General features: G+C 51.6%; 11 protein-coding genes. All 11 read right to left on the bottom strand.

All coding sequences use genetic code 11. The features are described from left to right. Nucleotides 1-14: 14 nt before the first annotated feature. The 11 genes from ACESZP_RS05905 to ACESZP_RS05855 all read right to left on the bottom strand — a co-directional run bounded on the left by ACESZP_RS05905 (nt 15) and on the right by ACESZP_RS05855 (nt 17,027). Entirely contained in the window at nt 15-5,123 is a 5,109-nt protein-coding gene (locus ACESZP_RS05905; RefSeq protein ID WP_499708329.1) for a YDG domain-containing protein, read from the bottom strand. Between the two features lie 189 nt (nt 5,124-5,312). Continuing rightward, a complete protein-coding gene (locus ACESZP_RS05900) occupies nt 5,313-6,329 on the bottom strand; it encodes an RpnC/YadD family protein (RefSeq protein WP_499708328.1) in 1,017 nt (338 codons plus the stop codon). Between the two features lie 296 nt (nt 6,330-6,625). Then, on the bottom strand, nt 6,626-8,401 hold the full coding sequence (aspS, locus tag ACESZP_RS05895; RefSeq protein ID WP_499708326.1) for an aspartate--tRNA ligase: 1,776 nt from the start codon (nt 8,399-8,401) through the stop codon (nt 6,626-6,628). Between the two features lie 37 nt (nt 8,402-8,438). After that, complete coding sequence (gene hisS, locus ACESZP_RS05890; protein ID WP_499708325.1) at nt 8,439-9,680, bottom strand: histidine--tRNA ligase; 1,242 nt, start codon at nt 9,678-9,680, stop codon at nt 8,439-8,441. Continuing rightward, complete coding sequence (locus tag ACESZP_RS05885) at nt 9,677-10,285, bottom strand: HD domain-containing phosphohydrolase (RefSeq protein ID WP_178039919.1); 609 nt, start codon at nt 10,283-10,285, stop codon at nt 9,677-9,679. Before ACESZP_RS05885 ends, hisS begins: the two co-directional genes overlap by 4 nt. 36 nt (nt 10,286-10,321) lie before the next feature. Continuing rightward, nucleotides 10,322-11,779 (bottom strand): coproporphyrinogen dehydrogenase HemZ, encoded by a 1,458-nt coding sequence (gene hemZ / locus ACESZP_RS05880; RefSeq protein WP_349163297.1) that lies wholly within the window; start codon nt 11,777-11,779, stop codon nt 10,322-10,324. A 17-nt stretch (nt 11,780-11,796) separates the two neighbouring features. Next, the gene (locus tag ACESZP_RS05875; protein ID WP_178039917.1) at nt 11,797-12,423 is read right to left on the bottom strand and encodes an MBL fold metallo-hydrolase; all 627 of its coding nucleotides are present in this window, start codon (nt 12,421-12,423) and stop codon (nt 11,797-11,799) included. A 19-nt stretch (nt 12,424-12,442) separates the two neighbouring features. Continuing rightward, entirely contained in the window at nt 12,443-14,749 is a 2,307-nt protein-coding gene (locus ACESZP_RS05870) for a RelA/SpoT family protein (RefSeq protein ID WP_499708323.1), read from the bottom strand. Between the two features lie 154 nt (nt 14,750-14,903). Then, complete coding sequence (gene mscL, locus ACESZP_RS05865) at nt 14,904-15,332, bottom strand: large conductance mechanosensitive channel protein MscL (RefSeq protein ID WP_178039915.1); 429 nt, start codon at nt 15,330-15,332, stop codon at nt 14,904-14,906. A gap of 22 nt (nt 15,333-15,354) precedes the next feature. Next, on the bottom strand, nt 15,355-15,879 hold the full coding sequence (locus ACESZP_RS05860) for an adenine phosphoribosyltransferase (protein WP_178039914.1): 525 nt from the start codon (nt 15,877-15,879) through the stop codon (nt 15,355-15,357). A gap of 194 nt (nt 15,880-16,073) precedes the next feature. Then, nucleotides 16,074-17,027 (bottom strand): hypothetical protein, encoded by a 954-nt coding sequence (locus tag ACESZP_RS05855; protein ID WP_499708322.1) that lies wholly within the window; start codon nt 17,025-17,027, stop codon nt 16,074-16,076. Between the last annotated feature and the right edge of the window lie 91 nt (nt 17,028-17,118).

The raw sequence follows: 17,118 nt of genomic DNA, 5'->3' as shown, positions 1-17,118 counted from the left end.
CCCTTATCCTCGTATTACTCTGTCCGCTGCCCGCGTTTTCTGCGTACTGCTGTAAGCAGCATGGATATGCCCAGCAGGCAAATCAACGCCATTGCGCCCCAGAATACGGGCTGGCTGCTGTCACCGGTGGCTGCGCTTGTGACGGCGCTTCCGCCGCTCTTATTTCCGCTGCCGGAGCTGCTGCCGGAATGATCTTCGGGCTTCGTCTCGGGCGCTTTCTCCACCTTTACCCAGGAAAGGGCTATTGGGGAGAGGCTCTTCAGGGTCATGGTGATGCCATCCTTCGTCAATGTCAGCTCCGGAGTCTCCACATCGCCCGCCTTATACGCGCCGCGGTTCATTGCAAACATGTGTACCGCGCTGAAACGGTAATCGGCTGCGTTGGTGCCCTCCGGGTAGGGCAGGATCACCTTGACGCCCTCTGCCGGGAAGTTGTCTGCCGTCGCGCGGATCCAGGTTTCACCGCCGTCTGCGCTATAGAGCAGCACTGCGTCATAAACAGCCGTATTTTCCTTCGCCGGATTCTTTCCGTCGATCTTACAATCCACCAGAAGCTTCTTCAGATATTCCACGATCTTTTCCGGTGTGTTCAGGTTCTCTGTCTTTGCCAGATCCGGCGTTACCTCGGTTACGTCCTTTGCGCCCATAACCAGACGGTAATCGTTTCCGAGACCTGTCTGACCCGGCAGAGCCGCAGTCTTTTCGATGGAGCCCTTCAGCGTAAAGGCAGTCTCAGCCGGAAGCACATAATTGGCATTCGTCAAAGCCGCTCCTGCGATGGTCACGGTTACCTGCTTGTCGGTTCCCGCTTCCGCTGTATCAAACTCAGCAGTCAGACTCTCATAGCTCAGGCCTGCGTCGTCGCCGTCCAGCAGACCGGAGACCTTCAGTTCTCCGATGAGGCTGGCGTCCTTCGTTTCATCGGCCAGCTTGGTCAGAACTGTCAGGGCGCTTCCGTCCCAGGTAAGGGTCTTCGGGCTTACCTCTATCTGTACCTTTGCTGCCGCATTCCCCCAGTTGACTATATCTGTCGGTGTAAATACTACTTCATATTCGGTGACATTGCTGTCCGTGACCTCCGGTCTGGTATCAGCTTTTGCCCAGGTAAAGGTTCCGTCCGTGGACGCTGCTCCGCCTGTCAGTGTGCTTTCAGACAGGGGCTGTCCATAGGTCAGGTCGGACGCCGTCGGCGCTTCGTTGATGGTCGGAACCGCCTTTTTCACGGTTACCTCTACCGTCGCTTCGATACGGTTATAATTGGCTGTATCATTCGGTGTAAATACTACCTGATAGCCCTGATTGTCCACCGTCGGTTTCACTGTGTCATCTGCCCAGCTCCAGGTGCCTGCCACTTCCTCCTGCGTATTCGGGTTCACTGCTTTTCCGCCCGTCAGCGTGCTGTCTGCCAGGGTCTGTCCATAGGTAAGCTCGGACGCCGTCGGCGCTGCCGCACGCTCCGGAGTGGCTTTCTCCACGGTGATGTTTGTTGTTCCGTTCACCGGTTTGTATTTCTTATCTGTCGGTGTGAATGTCCACCGTACTTCAGCAGTGCCGGCTGAAGGCATATTATCCCCGTTTAATATGGTAAATGTGCCTGCCAGGGTTATATCCGTATTCTCCGCATCTGTAAAAGTACCTGCCAGTTCTACATCTTTCAATGTCTGACCATAGCGGATGCTGTTCTTCGCAGAGGCAGATCCGGTTATGTCCTTTTTATCCACAATCTGTATGGTAAGCTCGTAGTATGTGTCTTCATAATTTTCCATCTGAACGGATACTTTCACAACCACTGTTGCCCCAATTTTTTCTGCAGTAAGATCATCTCTTAAACCATACTCAAACGTACTGTTATATACTGCTGTTCTCGTCAGTATACTCATATCACCCGTCGATTCTCCTGAGGTGTAGGTTACCTCTCCACAATCCGCCGGAAGATTCATTGCCTTGCTCAAGTATATGCTCACAAGGTACTTCGGAACAGATGCATAGATATAACTTTTTTCAACCCTTGTTGGCTCGGGTGCCGCCGCTTTCGTAATCGTCAGTGCATTTTTGCCGCCCGCGATGGTAACGTCATAATTCTGATTGGATGCAGTGCCGGTAATATCATACTGTCCGACCGAAGAATTTGAATCTGCATTTGTCGTCAGGTCGATACCCAGATTGTCATTTTCTACAGGCGCAAGGAAGCCTTCTTCTGTCACTGCCCTCCAGGTAAATGTCGGATTTTCCGCCTTATAGGCTCTGCTGATTGAATTAATCTGAACCTTTACCGGACGCACCGTAATATCCGGAGTCACCTCTGCCGTCAGCTTCGGATAATTCGTATCCCCCGGTGTAAATGTCAGGGTGCAGGTCTCTGTCCCCTCTACGGGTAAAAGCTTATCCATATCATGGCTCGCGGTATCTGTTACAGCCCAGCTTCCTGATATCTCTTTTCCGTCCGCAGTCGTTACCTTTCCGCCTGAAATCGCCAGCTCCCCTGTTTTTGTTCCGTATACGCCTGAAACCTTCGGTTTTACCACTGTAAGCTTAGCGCTATCAACTTTTGTAATGGTATAGGTCTGACTACGGTTTCCGCTTATCTCATAGTTACTGCCTTCTTTATTCGAAATGGTTACTGTCGCAGTTCCTACATTTTTATTATCAGAATAAGAGACTGTATATTCCGTTGAAGGAATGATCGTTTCTCCATCTTTTACTGTTACGGTCGGTTTCTTTTCTTCTCCGTCGTACTCATAAGAATCCGGCGTTACTGTAATCTCAGGATTCTCCACCTTTTTCGGCTCAATTGTGATCGTTTTTCCTGCGGACGCCGCGTTATAATTCTCCGTCTCAGCTACAGAAACCTTCAGATAATAGGTTCCCGCATCCACCGGGTTTCCTTCCAGCTTCGTTCCGTTTTCATCGGTTCCCTTGAACCATGTAAATTTCAAATCGTCGTGGGTGATAATCTGAACACCGGTATCAACATTAGTAAGTATCAGTTCATTTCCTTCCGGATTTCTCAGGGCTTCCCCACTGTAGGTATATGTTGTGGCATATGCGCCTCCACCGTATCGGAATCTCAGGGTCGGATCGCCCTTGGTGATTACGCCCTTATCTGTTGTTAACGTATCTGTTGTTAAATAGTAATTATTTGCAATTTTGCCGTCCAAACGGACTTTCACTGTAATCTGCTTACCCGTTCCCACATTGGCATTTTCATATTCAGCCCTTATGTAATGTGTCATCCACTCCTGGCATTCCCCATCATAGTTAAGTCTTGGATAAGCTCCCGTGGTTCCGTCATATGGCTTTGTGAGATACTCAGCTTTCTCTATGATACTGGGCGTCACTGGTCTCTTTTCAATGGTAACAGTTTTCTCTACACTTCCGGTATAACCACCGCTTCCGGTCACTGTTATCTCATAGGTTCCCGCATTCCGGATGGCGCCTACGTATGCCTCTCCGTCCTTTATGATGGTCAGGGTATAATCATATTCGGGCTCCAGTTCGTCCTCGCCAAGCTTTACTACCACATCATGGTTCTGGGCATCGTATATGAATGTTTCGTCCTCATGGACGTCTGTACCAGCCGCAATGGTTATCGTGGCAGAAGCAATCGATTCAACCGCTCTATTATCATAATCCGTGCTTGAGATAATCCGTTCGTCTTCGGTATAGGCGTTCATAGTATTCCTATCATACCCATAAGCAACCTCACTCAAACTATTGTTATTAAATTTCTTAACATAACGTTGGCCTTCTTCTTCTTTTTTTTCTGCAACACCGCCTACCAGAAACAGCTTATCCTGAACAGTACCATCTGGACTACCCTCTGCAACACCGTCGAAGAGACCATCGCCATCACACAGTGCCACATCCACCAGATAATTCCGTTTCCGCAGCCTGACAACATTCCACATATACTCGCCGTATTGCTGTAGATACGGCGTCCAACATCCCAGGACACCGCTCACCGTGTAACACTTAATTCCGCCTGCGTCCAGATCACAGAGATACTGGAATGCTCTGGCATAGCCTTCGTAGCCTGTCTTTGTGTTCGAATTGTCGTCAAAGACATTGATTAACTGCTGCACATAGTCTGTGCTATCGACATCTATATCATAGGATGCCAAATCCTTAATTGCGTTCTTGTAGCCGTTCAGACGCTCATAGACGGATCCATCTTTTAAGTCGTCAACAATCTCCTTGGCTTTCGCTACTGCTGTGTCTACTGCCTGTGCTTTTGCCGCATCCACATAAATGTTGGTATCTCCCTGGTAATCACTTGCAATACCTATGTCTATTTGGGTCACCTTGATATAATATTTTCCGTTCTCATCCATGCCACCTTCAGTGTGCCACCCCAGAGAGCCACCGTCCCACCAGTACAACTCATAGGGACAATCCGTCTTTAATGCGTCCCAGATTTTTCCCAATACTGTGGAACTCTTAGGGTTTTCTATATAACCACTGATTGTAATCTCACCGTAAAATCTTGCGTTTCCTCCATTACACGCTATTTCTCTTATCCAGTCCTTTAATACATCGTAAGCCGCTTTTTCTTCTTCACTCAGATGGCTTCTCGCAACCGTACCGTAGGTGGCGATACCCTCATCTCCATACAGCTGCTTCCATACGTAGCCCTCAAACAGCTCATCATTATCCCACTCTTCCGAAAACTCCGATTCCAGCTCTACGGTCTCCGTTGGAAGCTCGACTTCTGCCGGCGCTTCCTGAAGCTCTGATAACACCCCCCCAGCGCCGTTTTCTGACGTTGAGTCTGCGACTGCTCCCGCTTCTTCCGCGTTCCCGGATGTCTCCGGCACATTCGCATTCTTTCCGGGCTGCGCGTTTCCAGATGTCTCCGGCGCATTCGCAGCCTTTCCGGGCTGCGCGTTCTCTGCCGCTTCCGGATTCTTCACCTCTTCGCTCGTTTCCGTTTTCACAACCGGCGTTTCTTCCTTATCTTTCGCATCCCCGGACGTCCCCGCTTCCGCCACCGGAAGGGTCTGCTCCTCCGCGCCCTTAGCTGCTTCCGCCAGCACCGTCGTATCCACGCTGCCCACGACCATCGCAGCCGTCAGCAGAATCGCCAGCCATCTTGTTCCACGATTTCCTCGCAAGTGTTTTCTCATATCCCCCGCTCCTTTGTGTGTGATTCTGTAAAAACATTACTCATATATTAGCATATTTTTCTTCCCTGCATCACAAATTGGAGCGAATTGCACATATATGGCGCGAAATGTAATGTTTTGTCCCAAAACCGAAAAATCTCCCACCCTTTGAGCTGCTTCAGAGGATGGGAGATTCCAACTTCATTTTATTTAACACTGCTTCACATAGAGTTCTGACAATTCTTCCGCTGTCTTATCCGGGTATTTTTCGACCAAATCATACAACGGGCGGATGACCTCAACATCTTCTTCCAATTCATCCGCAATCTGAACCAGGGATTTACCCTTCGCACGCTTCTTTTGAATCATAGAAAACATATTTCCCGCACGGCCTTCCGCACGGCCTTCCGCACGGCCTTCCGCACGACCTTCCGCACGGCCTTCCGCTCTTTGATATTCCCTCTCTTCCTGTTCATCATACTCTGTCAGTATCATCCTGCACACCTCCGTTCCATATTTTGTCAGGATATCTGCCAGTACTCCTCTGTCAATGCACCGCCTGATACTAATCTCTGTCGCTTCCTCCAGGGACCAGCCTTCATCCATTTTCCAGCGGATTTGCCCGATGAAATACGCGTAATCCGATAATCTCCGGCATTTCCGCATCATGTCATTGTTTCGACCTGCATTGATGTTCAATACTGTTGCCTTGCATTCCAGACAGGGTTCTCCTTCCTCCCGATCCGGTTTTAAAAAACAATCCGAAAGCTTCATCTCCACCCGATCCGGCATATCCCTTGTACCATTATAAAATACCACATACTTGGGAAATGGAACCATCACGCGCTTCTTTTCATCTGTCAGCTTTATGTTCTTCCTGTTCAGATATTGCTGATACAGTTCTGAAAAATAGAAAAATCCCCTGAGCGGCATATTTTCATTCCAGGTACTCTGATGCTCGTACAGATTCATGACAACGCCAAACATAAAGGACAAATCATTTTTCATGCTGAGATAAATCACGTCCTCAATGGTGGTAATCTCCAGATCTTCTGCGTTCTCATAATCTGTCCCATTCACGGCATTATACAAATCCAGCAGATCCTCTTTATCCTTGAAAATAAGTCGGAACAGACGATCCTTATGCTCCCTCTGTACTGCTTTTCTGGTTCCCTGACTGCCGCCGCGCTTCCGGCGTTTTGACTTGGCACTCGTCCGGTTATTCATTGCTATTCTCTCCTTTTCATTATACGTTTTCTTTCTCCTTCCTGCAAGGGCATAAAATAGCCGTTTTATACTTGGTTTTTACATACTCCGCCCTTGGGCGTACTTTGGGTGTGTTGATTTCGAATCGAAATCCAGACCTTTATCTTTCGTGAACAGCGTCGGAAGAACCCGCGCTGCATATCGTGTAAAAAATAACAGTGCCGACCAGGTTCGCGCTTGTTTTACGTTGCATACCCTTCATCGACACTGTTATTTTACCAATTTATACTAATTTTGACAAGAATTTTCTCTGTAAATTAGTCTTCTTTTTCTTCCTTCTCATCCTTCACAATGGCGATATGCACATCCGCCAGCTGCTTCGGATCTACGGTGGCCGGAGCGCCCATCATCACATCCTGTGCCGTCTTGTTCATCGGGAACGGAATGATCTCGCGGATGCTCTCCTCGCCTGCCAGCAGCATGACCATACGGTCTACGCCGGGAGCGATGCCTGCGTGGGGCGGAGCTCCGTAGCAGAATGCGTTGTACATGGCCGGGAACTTGGCTTTCACGTCGTCCTCGCCCAGGCCTACCAGCTCGAAGGCCTTGACCATGATCTCCGGATCGTGGTTACGCACTGCACCGGAGGACAGCTCTACGCCGTTGCAGACCAGATCGTACTGGTATGCGTAGATCTCCAGAGGATCCTTCTCCTCCAGATCCTTCATGCCGCCCTGGGGCATGGAGAACGGGTTATGGCAGAATTCCAGCTCGCCGGACTCCTCGCCAATCTCGTACATGGGGAAGTCTACGATCCAGCAGAACTCGTAGCACTCCTTCGTCATATGACCCTCTACGGTATTGCCGAGGATTTTACGCAGAGTGCCTGCAGTCTTCTGAGCTGCCAGCTTCTTGCCTGCGGTCAGACCCACGAAATCGCCCGGCTTCAGACCCAGTGCCTGAACCACCTGATCCTTGCGCTCGGTGACAAACTTGGAGATACCGCCTACCAGCTCGCCATTTTCGTCCAGACGGAACCAGTACGCCTTATTGCCTGTCTGTACCTCGGTGTCAGCACAAATCTTGTCAATAACCTTACGGGTAGCCTTGAAATCACTGAATACCACAGCCTTCACGGTCTGGCCCTCGAAGGGACCGAAGCCGCAGTCTGCCAGGCACTCGGTAGCGTCCTGAACTACCAGATCGATACGCAGATCCGGCTTGTCGGATCCGTATACCTCCATGGCGTCATGGTAAGAGATCCGGCGGAACGGAGCCTTGGACGCGGTATTGTAGGTACCGTATTTCTCAAATACCGGCGGAAGCACATCCTCCAGCACCGCGAAAACGTCCTCCTGGCTGGCAAATGCCATCTCCATATCCAGCTGATAGAACTCTCCCGGGGAGCGGTCTGCTCTGGCGTCCTCGTCACGGAAGCAGGGAGCGATCTGGAAATAACGGTCGAAGCCGGAGGTCATCAGCAGCTGTTTAAACTGCTGGGGAGCCTGGGGCAGAGCGTAAAACTTGCCCGGATGGTTTCTGGACGGTACCAGATAGTCTCTTGCGCCCTCCGGAGAAGAGCAGGTCAGAATCGGCGTGGTAATCTCCAGGAAGCCGTGGTCGGTCATGCTTCTGCGAAGCTCTGCTACCACGTTGCTGCGCAGTACGATGCGCTCCTTGACAGCCGGGTTACGGAGATCCAGATAACGGTATTTCAGGCGGGTGTTCTCATCCGCCTCCTTGGAACGGTTGATCTCGAAGGGCAACTCGTTGTAACGGCAGCGTCCCAGCACCTGAATGTCGGTGGGAACCACCTCGATTTCACCGGTGGGCAGCGCCGCGTTCTTGCTGGAACGCTCCCGGACCACGCCTGTAATGGACAGGGTGGACTCGGTGTTGACGCCGGACAGCTTCGCCATCATTTCCTCGGTCTCGATAACGGCCTGGGTGGTTCCGTAGAAATCTCTCAGGATCAGGAAGCCCAGGTTCTTGCTGACTTTACGCAGGTTTTCATACCAGCCTACCAAAGTGACAGTTTCACCTGCGTTTGCGAGACGCAGCTCGTTGCAGGTGTGTGTTCTTGACTGAAACATAATTTTTTCCTCTCTTATCTATCGCTGTTATTATGATTTAGAACAGGCCCGGAAGCTCTGCCAGCGCCACCTCGGTCTGCTCTCCAGTAGCCATATCCTTTACATTGGCCGCGCCTTTTTCCAGCTCGTCCGCGCCAATGATGACAACCTTCTTCGCGCCGATTTTATTGGCGTACTTCATCTGCGCCTTGACGCTTCGATCCATGTAATCGGTCTCCACAATCAGACCGTGGCTGCGGATCTCATTGACCAGCTTATAGGCCTTCGCTTTCGCCTCTGCACCCAGAATTCCCACATAGAGATCGGGAGTCTCCATGGCCGGAACCTCCACGCCCTCTTTCTCCAGGAAATACAGGATACGCTCAATACCCATACCGAAGCCTACAGACGGAATATCCTGCTTCTCGTCGATCTCATGAATCAGGCCGTCGTAGCGTCCGCCTCCGCAGAGGGTGAAGCCGTCGGAATTCACGAACTCAAATACGGTCTTGGTATAGTAATCCAGACCACGGACGATACCGGTATCCACCTCAAAGGGAACGCCAAGCTCGGTCAGCAGATGCTGAAGCTCGTCAAAATGGTTCTTGCACTCCTCGTCCAGATAGTCAATGGTACGGGGCGCGTCCTTGACGATCTCCTTGCACTCCGGAACCTTGCAGTCGATGACACGCATGGGGTTCTTCTGCATACGCTCCCGGCAGGTGGGACACAGGGCTTCCTCATGCTTACGCAGGTACGCAAGCAATGCGTCATTGTAATCCTTCTTGCAGTTGGAGCAGCCGATGCTGTTGATATGAAGCTTTACATCCTTGAGGCCCAGCTTTTTAATCAGGGTCGCTGCCAGGGAAATGACCTCTACCTCTGCCAGCGGGCTCTTAGAGCCCACAAACTCCACGCCAAACTGATGATGCTGACGGAGACGGCCGCTCTGGGGCTTCTCATAACGGAAGGCCTGGGTCACATAGTAGAGCTTGGTGGGCGCCGGGTTGGCGTACATATTGCGCTCCAGGTAAGCACGCATGGCTCCCGCGGTTCCCTCGGGCTTCAGGGTGATGCTTCTGCCGCCCTTATCCTCGAAGGTATACATCTCCTTCTGTACTACATCCGTGGTCTCGCCCACGCCGCGCTGGAACAATACGGTGTGCTCGAAAATCGGGGTAATAATCTCTGTCATATTGTAGGTGCGGGCAAGCTCTCTGGCCTGCTTCTCCACCCAGGCGCGCTTGTGCATCCGCTCGCCGTACCAGTCTTCCACTCCTCTTGGTGCCTGTGTTATCATATCGTCTCCTCCTCTGTAATCCGAACCTTCAATCCGGGCAGCGCCCATTTTCCCTGCCACTCCGCTTCGTGAATGGCCCGCTGAAAGGCCAGAAATACTTTCATGTCAAAATTTTTCACTTCATCAATCATCAGCTCCACCGCCGTATCCGAATCAAAAGCGCTCCGGTAAGGGCGGTCGGAGGTCAGCGCCGCGTATACGTCGCAGACCCGCAGGATTTTCGCGCCCAGCGGAATCTGATCGCCCGCCAGGTTTTCCGGATAACCGGAGCCGTCGTAATTCTCATGATGATAAAGTATGCTCTCCAATACAAAATCGGAGAAATCCAGCCGCATCAGCTCGTCATAACCAAGCCTAGGATGCAGCCGCACATATTTCATTTCCTCGATCTTCAGGGTGTCTTTGTCGCGGCCATAGAGATAGCCGGATACATAGAGCTTGCCGATGTCGTGCATCATACCGGCCAAAGCCAGTTCATGACACTGTTCTTCATACAGTCCCAGCTCCTTTGCCACGCAGTATGCCAGGTTACTCACCCTGATTCCGTGGTTGATCTCCTCTGTGACGTCCTCCTCAAAAAAGGAAAGGGGGTTCATTTCACTCATGCTGTCTACCTCCGTAATTATTCAGTACCTGAATAATTACATCAGACCATTTTTCAGCATGAAGCTATGCTTCCGTTCGATCATCTCGTCAATGCGTTCGATATACTGCTTCACGTCTTTGACATTCTCCACGCGTTCGATATGGTCAGACGCGAAGACGAATTTTGTAGAAGCTCCTGCGCCTGCCGCCAGAATGGTCTGCTTTTCTTCCATAATCAGTATATTGTAAATTCCGGCTTTGTCAACCTTTGCGTAGCCCACATTTTCAAAATTACCCGCCATATTCTTCTGACGGTACAGATAATAGGGATATACGCCCTGTTCCACACAATACCGATAGGTTAAGTCCATGATCTCCTGACTGTTCCGAAGCCCCATCTCCTCATAGGTATCCCGGAACAGCTTGAGTCTGGCCGCCCGCTTGACCGCCAGGGAATGGACGGTGATACTGTCCGGATCGAGCTTTCTCAGCTCCTCCATGGTATGGCGCACATCCTCAATGTCCTCGCCGGGAAGTCCCACGATAAGGTCCATATTGATATTGTCGTGGCCTGCCTCCCGTGCCATAGAAAAGGCCTGCTTCGTCTCCTCTACCGTATGCTTCCGGCCAATGAGATCCAGGGTCTTCTGATTCATCGTCTGGGGATTCACGGAGATACGGGTGACCTTATGCTCTTTTAAGACCTTCAGCTTCTCCGGGGTCACGCTGTCGGGACGTCCGGCTTCAACTGTCAATTCCTGTAAATAAGTAAAATCGAAATTCTGCTCAATACAGATCATGAGCCGATCAAGCTGCTCCGCCGTCAGGGTCGTGGGCGTACCGCCGCCCACATACACGGTATTCAGCTTCCGGCCCGCGTAAGCCTTTCCGAGGAACGCAAGCTCCTTAAAAAGCGCCGCCAGATAATCCTCCACCTTCTTCTCCCAGAGCTTGATCGGAGAGGACGAAAATGAACAGTACAGACAGATGCTGGGGCAAAACGGGATGCCCACATAGAGACTGTAGCCGTTTTCATAATCCAGATTTTTCAGGACCTCTTTCTCCCGGTTGGCAATGGAGATGGCGAGAGCCGCCTTTTCCTTGCTGCAATCATAGGTATCCCACATATACCGGGCGATCTCCGGATTACTCCTGCCCTCCTCCAGCATGGCCATGGGAATCTTCGTGGGCCGGATACCGGTCAGGGTGCCCCAGGGCAGGGTCTCACCGGTAAAGGCGCAGAGCTTGTCGTACATCAGCTTCTTTAACTGATTCTTTACCGCTTTCCGGTCCGGATTTTCCACATAAACATGGCCTTTCTCCTGAAAGGCCCCATTCTGAATGATAGAAAAGCTGATGTCCCGGTCGGTAACTTGCACATCCATCTGAACCGGAACCGCTTCTGTGAAGGCTTCCTTAACACGGACCTGAACCTCCTCGCCGCCGTAAAAGGCCTGAATCAGCGAATGAATGTCATACGCAAAGCTTTCATCATTTATCTTAACTTCAACCATTTATCTTATCCTTTTTCTTATCCCAGATAGGGGTTGTAACGCCGCTCCGCGCCGATGGTGCTTTCTTCCATATGGCCAGGGTACACCTTTGTCTCGTCCGGCAGTGGCGTAAGCTTCTCTTTGATGCCCCGTACCAGTGCGCTCATGCTTCCGCCCGGGAAATCGGTCCGTCCCACAGAGCCTGCGAACAGGGTGTCTCCGGAGAACAGCACGCCTGCTTCCGCGCTGTAATAACAGCAACCGCCCGGCGTATGGCCCGGCGTCGCAAAGACATGGAACTCCATGCCTGCCACCTCTATCACCTGCTCATCTTTTACCCACACGTCTGCGGCAAACGCCACGCTTTTCCGGAAAAGCGCCGGAGACAGATTCTGCTCCGGGTCTGCCAGCAGCTCTTTTTCCGCTTCGCAGGCATACACGGGGATCTCAAGCTTTGCCTTCAGCTCCGGTACGCCCAGCATATGATCCGCATGTCCATGGGTCAGAAAAATAGCTTTCAGATCCAGTCCCTCGTCCACGGCCCTTCGAAGCACCGCCTCCGGCCGATCCGCCGGATCGATGACGATGGCCTCCTTCGTGGCTTCATTTATGACAAAATAGCAGTTGGTCTGTATCTGACCAAGCACCATACGTTCTACTTTCATCTTATCCTCCAGCGGTTCATCAGCCGGTGGCGCGCTCCACGTCCATAACGCTCTCCACCTGATACAGCTTCTCCGCAATCTTCTGCAGCTCCTCTTTGCTGCTGATCTCAAAGGTAATGGAAATCGTCGCCGTTCCCTGCTTGCTGGTTCGCACGTTCATCTGGGTCATGTCAATATTCCGCTCGGTGAAGATTTTGGAAATATCTACCAGAAGCCCGGTGCGGTTGTTGGCGTAGATCTTGATCTCCGTCGCGTACTTCTCGCCCGAAGAAGCAGATCCCATATCCTGCCACTCGGCGTCGATAAGTCTGGCACGCTCGGACTCCTGCAGACACATGATGTTGACGCAGTCAGTCCGGTGAATGGACACGCCGCGGCCACGGGTTACATAGCCCACGATCTCATCGCCCGGTACCGGGCTGCAGCACTTGGAGAAACGGACTGACACGTCGGTCAGGCCCTTGACGATGATGCCGCTCTTGGACTTGGCCAGCTTCAGCTTCTTGTCACTGTTCTCGGTGACCGCCTCCATAACCTTCTCATCGGTGATCTCCTTCTTGTGGATCTTCTCATACTCTTCCACCATCTTGTTGACCACCTGGCCCTCTTTCAGGCCGCCGTGGCCGATGGCCGCCAACACGGAATCCCAGTCCTTGAAGCCGTATTTCCGCATGACCAGATTCTGGAATTCCGGCTTCATGATATCGGACATATTGATGCTCTTGGCCTTGCAGTACTGGGTCAGCATCTCCTTGCCCTTTAAAATATTATCCTCTTTAAACTGGTTTTTAAACCACTGATTAATCTTATTCTTCGCCTGCGTACTCTTGACCACATTGAGCCAGTCGCGGCTGGGTCCGCGGGAATTCTGAGACGTAATAATCTCAATGCGGTCGCCGTTCTGAATCTTGTAATCGATGGTCACAAGCTTTCCGTTGACCCGGGCGCCAATCATCTTATTACCCACCGCGCTGTGGACGCTGTAGGCGAAGTCGATGGGCGTGGAACCGCTGGGCAGGGTCTTCACGTCTCCGCTGGGCGTAAAGCAATACACGCTCTCGGAGAACAGATCCAGATCACTCTTTAAGAGGTTCATAAATTCCCGGTTATCGGACATATCCCGCTGCCACTCCAGAATCTGGCGCAGCCAGGTCATCTTCTCAGCCTCCTGCTGATCCACCGGCTTCTTGCCGTCGCTGCTCTCCTTGTATTTCCAGTGGGCAGCGATACCGTATTCTGCAGTCTTGTGCATCTCGTAGGTACGGATCTGAATCTCGAAGGGCTGGCCGTTGGGGCCAATCAGTGTCGTATGGAGCGACTGGTACATATTGGCCTTGGGCATGGCAATATAGTCCTTGAAACGGCCCGGAATGGGCTTGTACATCTCATGGATGATACCCAGGGCTGCATAGCAGTCCTTGACCGTCTCCACGATGATCCGGACCGCAAATAAATCGTATATCTGATCCAGCGTCTTGTGCTGGTTCACCATTTTCTTATAGATACTGAAAAAATGCTTTACACGGCCATCCACATGGGCTTCGATGCCTGCGTTGTCCATGTGATTCTTTACTTCCGCCACGATACGCTGGACGAAGGCTTCCCGGACGCTCCGCTTCTCAGCAATCTGCTCCTTCAGGTCATAATAAGCCTCCGGCTCCAGATATTTCAGCGATAAATCATCCAGCTCATTCTTGACCTTGGAAATACCGAGACGCTGGGCGATGGGCGCGTAGATGTCCATAGTCTCCCGGGCCTTTTCCTTCTGCTTCTCGGGCTTCATGTACTGAAGGGTCCGCATATTGTGCAGACGGTCGGCCAGCTTAATCAGGATGACACGGATATCCTTGGCCATGGCCAGGAACATTTTACGCAGGTTTTCCGCCTGAATCTCGATCTTATCCGCAGAATAGGACAGCTGTCCCAGCTTGGTGACGCCGTCTACCAGAAGGGCCACATCGTCGCCGAACTCCGCCGCGATCTCCTCGGTGGTCATGACCGTATCCTCCACCGCGTCATGCAGAAGTCCTGCCACGATGGTCTCCTTGTCAAGCTCCAGATCTGCCAGGATAATGGCCACGCACAAGGGGTGAATGATGTACGGCTCTCCTGATTTCCGAAGCTGTCCCTGATGCGCCTCAGACGCGATCTTGTAGGCCTTTTCAATCATCGAGATATCGGTGGACGGATGGTACTTGTGGACGCTGGCGATCAGCTCTTTGTAGAGGACATCCGGACTGGTGAAATCCTGCATTGCCTTCACATTCTCGTCGTCCCGGTTCACTTCCATATCTCTGTTTTTTACACCGATTTTCGTCTCTGCCATAATCAACACCTGCCTTTTTGTAATTATAACTGTTCAGTCCCTTCACAGTTACAATTCATGCAAAATCCATGAAAATCGGCTTCGCCGATGGGATTTTGCACTCCTGAATCACTTTCTTACGCCTTCAGCAGCAAGTGCTTCAGGCTGATCCAAATCATTGCAACTCAGATGTACAATGAGGACATCTAGTCGCCTGAATATCAATCTCAGACATGCAATAGGGACACTTCTTGGTGGTCGGAGCGGGCGCTTCCTCCTCCTGCTTCTTCAGCATCTTGTCCTTAGCGGTATTCATGGCCTTGATGATGCAGAAGATCACCAGCGCGATCAGCAGGAAATTAATTACAGCGGAAAGGAATGCGCCGTAGTTCAATGTCGCCGCATTGTCGCCCACGCCGAAGGACACGGACATGCCGGCAATATCAAAGCCGCCGGTAATCAGGGAGAGCACCGGCATGAAAATATCATTTACCAGAGAATTGACTATCGCGGTGAACGCGCCGCCGATGATAACACCGACTGCCATATCCATGACGTTGCCCCTGGAAATAAACTTCTTAAATTCCTCGAAAAACTTCTTCATCTCACTCGTCCCCCTGTATTATTTATTTTCCATCGTAACGGATGACAGACGCCACATCGTAATCCTTCAGACGCTCCCGGCCCTTCAGGCCTGCCAGCTCCATCAGGAAAATGATCTTCACGACCTTGCCGCCCAGCTCCTCCACCAGCTTCGCAGCCGCCTCGATGGTTCCTCCGGTGGCGATCAGATCGTCCACCAGAACGACTCTCTGGCCCGGCTTGATGGAATCCTTGTGCATCTCGATCTCCGCGGTACCGTACTCCAGATCATAGGAGCGGGAAACGGTCTCGCAGGGAAGCTTGCCCTTCTTCCGCACCAGTACGAAGGGCTTATGCAGATTATAGGCAATCGGAGTACCAAACACGAAGCCTCTGGACTCTGCTCCTACGACCACGTCGAAATCCACGCCGTCCAGCAGAGCCTGCATGGAGTCAATGGCCAGATGAAGGCCGTCCGCATCCTGCAGTACGGATGTGATATCGCGGAAAATAATTCCCTCCTCCGGGAAATCCGGTATGCTTCTGACGTATTCTTCAATCTTCTTCATGTTTCTTCCTCTTCTTTCCTTTTTTTGTTAAATTTTAAAAACAAAAAACTACCGTCCTGTCAGCACGGTATTTACATACTTGCCCATTATAGCATGATTCCCGGTGTTTGACAAGACAGGGGGCCGGATTTACGGGCTTTGTAACGCCAACGGCCCGTCTGCGTTTTTACAGGCCGGGCCGTTTTTTTCGTTTCTTAATGCAGTTTGCAGATGGTTCCTGCCACCTTGTCCCTGCGCATGGCGTTGCGGATGGTGGGGATGGCGCCCAGAAGCAGGAAGGCGTATACCAGTACCAGGTTGCCCACATAGCTGGTCGCATCGATGATCTCCTCAGACAGAAGCAGCGGTACCAGACGGTAGCCGTAGAAAACGTCTACCTCCAGCTCTCTGGCAATCATGATGCCCCAGTCGAGGCGGTCGCCCACATAGGTCATGATGATCATAATCACTACGCTGATGATGATACCCTTCTTGGTCAGCTTGCCGCCCAGAAGCTCGTAGCCCTTCAGCGCGCAGACTGCCATGATGACGCCGGACAGGGCTGCCACATAACCCATCTGGCTCAGCAGAATGATGCTGGCTACGCCGAGCAGGGAGCCTACCAGCGCGCCTACGACGCCGCCTACCAGGTTTTCCTTCTTGTTCTTCTCATTTGCAGTGTAAGCCGCCGCGTTCTCGCTGACCTTGTCGTAGCACTCGTCGCAGAGGCAGATGGAATTGCCTGCCACGTAAGCTGCTCCGGTCTCCTTGGCCTCGCCGCAGAGCTCACAGCCATTGGTAAATCCTCCCAGCTTCAGCATGTCCAGGAAGGCCGGAAGGGAGTCCTGCAGAACGCCCTTAAGCTTCTCCATATTTTTACACTGCTTCAGGGTCATCCGGACAGTATGCTTTTCCTGTACGATGCCCATGACGCCCTTATGCTCCTTGCGGAACTGTTTATCCTGTTCAAGCTTCACGCCATTCTCAGACACACCGACCGATACGCAGACCATACCGTACTCGATACCCCGGCCATTGTCCAGGCCGCTGATGCGAAGCGTAAAGCCATCCTTCTCTCCATAAACCACACAATACTCTTCGTTGAAACGCAGGCCCAGAAACTGAGCGATTTCCGCGTAACGCGCTTTTATCTTCTTGTTTACTGACATAACGTTTTCCTCCTCGTTGTCTTTTTATTTTGGAAGTTAAGGGTTATTATAGGACACCGATTTTCTATATACAACCCTTTTCACAATTTTT

The sequence above is a fragment of the Candidatus Dorea massiliensis AP6 genome, from assembly GCF_964245105.1.
Taxonomy (GTDB): domain Bacteria; phylum Bacillota; class Clostridia; order Lachnospirales; family Lachnospiraceae; genus Laedolimicola; species Laedolimicola intestinihominis.
The sequence above is the reverse complement of the archived record's forward strand: the minus strand, read 5'-3'. Positions and strand labels throughout refer to the sequence as shown.

Coding starts and splice junctions, on each gene's coding strand:
- ACESZP_RS05855 (WP_499708322.1), bottom strand. CDS start 17,027: ATGTCAGTAAACAAGAAGATAAAAGCGCGTTACGCGGAAATCGCTCAG.
- ACESZP_RS05870 (WP_499708323.1), bottom strand. CDS start 14,749: ATGGCAGAGACGAAAATCGGTGTAAAAAACAGAGATATGGAAGTGAAC.
- aspS (WP_499708326.1), bottom strand. CDS start 8,401: ATGTTTCAGTCAAGAACACACACCTGCAACGAGCTGCGTCTCGCAAAC.
- ACESZP_RS05900 (WP_499708328.1), bottom strand. CDS start 6,329: ATGAATAACCGGACGAGTGCCAAGTCAAAACGCCGGAAGCGCGGCGGC.
- hisS (WP_499708325.1), bottom strand. CDS start 9,680: ATGATAACACAGGCACCAAGAGGAGTGGAAGACTGGTACGGCGAGCGG.
- hemZ (WP_349163297.1), bottom strand. CDS start 11,779: ATGGTTGAAGTTAAGATAAATGATGAAAGCTTTGCGTATGACATTCAT.
- mscL (WP_178039915.1), bottom strand. CDS start 15,332: ATGAAGAAGTTTTTCGAGGAATTTAAGAAGTTTATTTCCAGGGGCAAC.
- ACESZP_RS05860 (WP_178039914.1), bottom strand. CDS start 15,879: ATGAAGAAGATTGAAGAATACGTCAGAAGCATACCGGATTTCCCGGAG.
- ACESZP_RS05885 (WP_178039919.1), bottom strand. CDS start 10,285: ATGAGTGAAATGAACCCCCTTTCCTTTTTTGAGGAGGACGTCACAGAG.
- ACESZP_RS05875 (WP_178039917.1), bottom strand. CDS start 12,423: ATGAAAGTAGAACGTATGGTGCTTGGTCAGATACAGACCAACTGCTAT.
- ACESZP_RS05905 (WP_499708329.1), bottom strand. CDS start 5,123: ATGAGAAAACACTTGCGAGGAAATCGTGGAACAAGATGGCTGGCGATT.